Origin of the sequence: Clavibacter lycopersici, from assembly GCF_003576405.1 — a bacterium.
GTDB classification, from domain to species: domain Bacteria; phylum Actinomycetota; class Actinomycetes; order Actinomycetales; family Microbacteriaceae; genus Clavibacter; species Clavibacter lycopersici.
In genome coordinates this window covers 1-3461 of sequence record NZ_QWGT01000270.1, presented here as the reverse complement: position 1 = coordinate 3461, position 3461 = coordinate 1, and the positions used below count along the sequence as shown (strand labels likewise).

At 71.9% G+C, this 3461-nt stretch carries 5 protein-coding genes; all 5 read right to left on the bottom strand.

Going from position 1 to position 3461, the window contains the following annotated elements; all coding sequences use genetic code 11:
- Positions 1-27: 27 nt before the first annotated feature.
- The 5 genes from recA to pgsA all read right to left on the bottom strand — a co-directional run bounded on the left by recA (position 28) and on the right by pgsA (position 3295).
- Complete coding sequence (recA, locus tag DZG00_RS13655; protein WP_119382804.1) at positions 28-1122, bottom strand: recombinase RecA; 1095 nt, start codon at positions 1120-1122, stop codon at positions 28-30.
- A 267-nt stretch (positions 1123-1389) separates the two neighbouring features.
- Positions 1390-1614, bottom strand: a complete 225-nt coding sequence (locus tag DZG00_RS13650) for a DUF3046 domain-containing protein (RefSeq protein WP_199688979.1) — start codon at positions 1612-1614, stop codon at positions 1390-1392.
- An 85-nt stretch (positions 1615-1699) separates the two neighbouring features.
- Positions 1700-2008 (bottom strand): helix-turn-helix domain-containing protein, encoded by a 309-nt coding sequence (locus tag DZG00_RS13645; RefSeq protein ID WP_043671362.1) that lies wholly within the window; start codon positions 2006-2008, stop codon positions 1700-1702.
- Between the two features lie 139 nt (positions 2009-2147).
- A complete protein-coding gene (locus DZG00_RS13640; RefSeq protein ID WP_119382802.1) occupies positions 2148-2669 on the bottom strand; it encodes a CinA family protein in 522 nt (173 codons plus the stop codon).
- Positions 2666-3295: a CDP-diacylglycerol--glycerol-3-phosphate 3-phosphatidyltransferase gene (gene pgsA / locus DZG00_RS13635; RefSeq protein WP_119382801.1), complete on the bottom strand. Its 630-nt coding sequence runs from the start codon at positions 3293-3295 to the stop codon at positions 2666-2668. Before pgsA ends, DZG00_RS13640 begins: the two co-directional genes overlap by 4 nt.
- Positions 3296-3461: the final 166 nt, after the last annotated feature.

Below are 3461 nucleotides of genomic sequence, written 5' to 3'. Positions count from 1 at the left end.
CGACGCACCCGCCGAGGGAACGCCGGGTCAGGCGCTCTTGCGTGCGGACGCCTTGGGCGCCACGGCGGCGACGGGGGCCGGCGCGGCGTCGGTCGCGGCAGCGGCGTCAGCAGTGGCGTTCGGGTCCTTGACCAGGCCCAGCTTCACCTTGATCTTCTGCTCGATCTCTGCCGCGATCTCCGGGTTGTTGAGGAGGTGCTTGCGCGAGTTCTCCTTGCCCTGGCCCAGCTGGTCGCCGTCGTACGTGTACCAGGCGCCCGACTTGCGGACGATCTCGTGCTCGACGCCGAAGTCGATGAGGCTGCCCTCGCGGGAGATGCCGGTGCCGTAGAGGATGTCGAACTCCGCCTGCTTGAAGGGCGGCGCCATCTTGTTCTTGACGACCTTGACGCGGGTGCGGTTGCCGACCGCGTCGGTGCCGTCCTTCAGGGTCTCGATGCGGCGGATGTCGAGGCGGACGGAGGCGTAGAACTTGAGCGCCTTGCCACCCGCGGTGGTCTCCGGGCTGCCGAAGAACACGCCGATCTTCTCGCGCAGCTGGTTGATGAAGATCATGGTGGTCTGCGTCTGGCTGAGCCCGCCGGTGAGCTTGCGGAGCGCCTGCGACATGAGGCGCGCCTGGAGGCCGACATGGGAGTCGCCCATCTCGCCCTCGATCTCCGCCCGCGGCACCAGCGCCGCGACGGAGTCGATGACGACGAGGTCGATGGAGCCGGAGCGCACGAGCATGTCGGCGATCTCGAGGGCCTGCTCACCCGTGTCGGGCTGGGAGACGAGGAGCGCGTCGATGTCGACGCCCAGCTTCTTCGCGTACTCGGGGTCGAGCGCGTGCTCCGCGTCGATGAAGGCGGCGATGCCGCCTGCGCGCTGGGCGTTGGCGATGGCGTGCAGCGTCAGCGTGGTCTTTCCCGAGGACTCCGGGCCGTAGATCTCGACGATGCGGCCGCGCGGGAGCCCGCCGATGCCGAGGGCCACGTCCAACGCGACGGAGCCGGTGGGGATGACGGCGACGGGCGCGCGCTCGTCACTGCCCAGGCGCATGACCGAGCCCTTGCCGAACTGACGGTCGATCTGGGCGAGCGCGGTCTCGAGCGACTTCTCGCGGTCTGCGGTTGATGCCATGGGGTGCTCCTCGTGTCGAAGGTGGGGTGCCTGCAGGCTGTCGTTCGGTTGCCGCTGGCAGCGGGAACCGGTGTCGACAAGGCGACGGGGGATGTCCGCGAGGTGCACGTTATGCGGCGCCGCCGACATCGCTGCCGGAGGGGCCGGACCTGTGCAGTCCGCGCTTTGAATCGCTCCTGTGGGGAGACTACGCGCGTTCGAAGGGATATTCGAACGACGCGCCGCGAATCGCCGCCGGATCCGGCGCGCGTCACGGGAGGAGCGGCGTCAGGCGCGCGGCTCGGGAACCCCGGCGCCGTTCCAGCGCGAGCGCGGGACGTCCTGCGCGCGGCACAGGGCGAGCCACACCTCGCGGGCCGGCGTCCCGTCCTTCAGCGCCTGCGCGGACGTGCGCCCGCCGAGCTCGCCGAGCACGAGGTCCGCGACGAGCACCGGCCCGTAGCCGGCGCCGAACTCGTCGGAGACGGCCCGCTGGAACTCGCTCAGTCGCATGCCGACCACGCTACCGGCTGCCGCCCGGACGACGACGCCCCGCCCGTCGCGATGACGGGCGGGGCGGGAGCCCGTGCGGAGGGGATCAGCGTGCGACGAGGTCGCTGTCGAAGCCGGCGACGAGGTCGTCAGGGATGGTGTCGGGGATGGGGTTGAGCCCCTCGATGACGGCCAGGCGGTCGCCCACCTCGCGCATGATGACGGAGATGGGGGTGTCGAGGGCCTCGGCGACTGAGGCGAGGATCTCGCTCGACGCCTCCTTCTGGCCCCGCTCGACCTCGCTGAGGTAGCCGAGCGCGACGCTGGCCTTACTGGCGACCTGGCGGAGCGTGCGCCCCTTCTGCAGGCGGAAGTCCCGAAGGACGTCGCCGATCTCCTGACGGACTAGAACCACGGGTGCCTCCTCGTTGCGCCTGGTGCCTGATCGAACCGGAGGTCCGGGGCTGATGGGTGAGCATCTGGCCGAGGACTCAGGCTAAGCAGGGGCACTGGGCGTTGCTTGTGAACGTGATTACGACAACGCGGGAGCCGCATCAGATGTTCCCGGCGGGATCCAGGGCCTCGACGAGGGCCACGAGTGCCTCGTGCACGACCCCGGCGCGGACGGCCTGGCGGTCCCCGTCGAGGTGCAGGGCGATGGCGCGCGAGTCGCCGTCGATGGACAGGCCGACGAACGCGGTGCCCGGTCGCTGGCCGTCCTGGGGATCCGGGCCCGCGGCGCCCGTCGTGGAGACGCCGACGTCGGCGGGGCGCCCGTCGATGGCGCAGACCTGCCGCACGCCGCGCGCCATCTGCCGCGCGACGTCCGGGTGGACCGCGCCGTGCACCGCGAGGATCGACGACTCGACGCCGAGGATCGTGCGCTTGAGCGCCGTGTCGTAGGAGACGATGCCGCCCAGCAGCGCGCGGGATGCGCCGGGGACGCCCACCAGGGCCGCTGTCAGCAGGCCGCCGGTGAGCGACTCGGCCACGGCGATGCGGCGGCCGCTCGCGACGAGGGCGGTGATGACCCGCTCCGCGAGCTCCTCGTCGGTGACGGCGTCCTGCGCGCTCACGACGCACGCTCCGCCCGCAGCGCCTGGCGCATGTAGTCGAGGCCGGAGAGCACCGTCAGGACGAACGCAATCGACATCAGCACGGTGTTGACGACGTGCATGCCGTCCCCCACCACGTCCCACAGCGGGAGCAGCGCCACGCTGATCGCGACGGCCTGCGCCACCGTCTTCAGCTTGCCGCCGCGGGACGCCGCGACGACGCGGTCGCGGAGCACGGCGAAGCGGTACGCGGTGATGCCGAGCTCGCGCACCAGGATGACGATCGTGACCCACCAGGGGAGCTCGCCGAGCACGGAGAGCATCACGAGCGCGGCGCCCGTGAGGACCTTGTCGGCGATGGGGTCGAGGATCTTGCCGAGGTCGGTGACGAGGTCCCGGCTGCGCGCGATGTGCCCGTCGACGCCGTCGGTCGCGATGGCGACGACGAACAGGGCCGCCGCCGCGTAACGGAGCCCGCCGTCCGCGCCGTCGTCGGCCGCGAGCAGGACGACGAAGACGGGGGCCAGCAGGATCCGCACGATCGTGAGGACGTTGGCGACGTTCCAGGGGCTCGCCGGGGAGTCGCCCGCGCGCCAGACGCGCGGGGCCCCGGTGCCGGTCGCGCCCGACGGGCTGCGGTCCGCCACGGGTCAGTCCCTCCCCGTGAGGCCCCAGGCGTCGTCGTCGCCCTCGGCCTCCACCTGCTCGTAGGCGTCCAGGTCCTTGTGCAGGGGATCTGACGGGTAGCGGTCCGCGTCGTCCGCATCGGCGACGGGTGCCGCCGCGGGGGCCGCAGCGGCCGGCGCCGGAGCC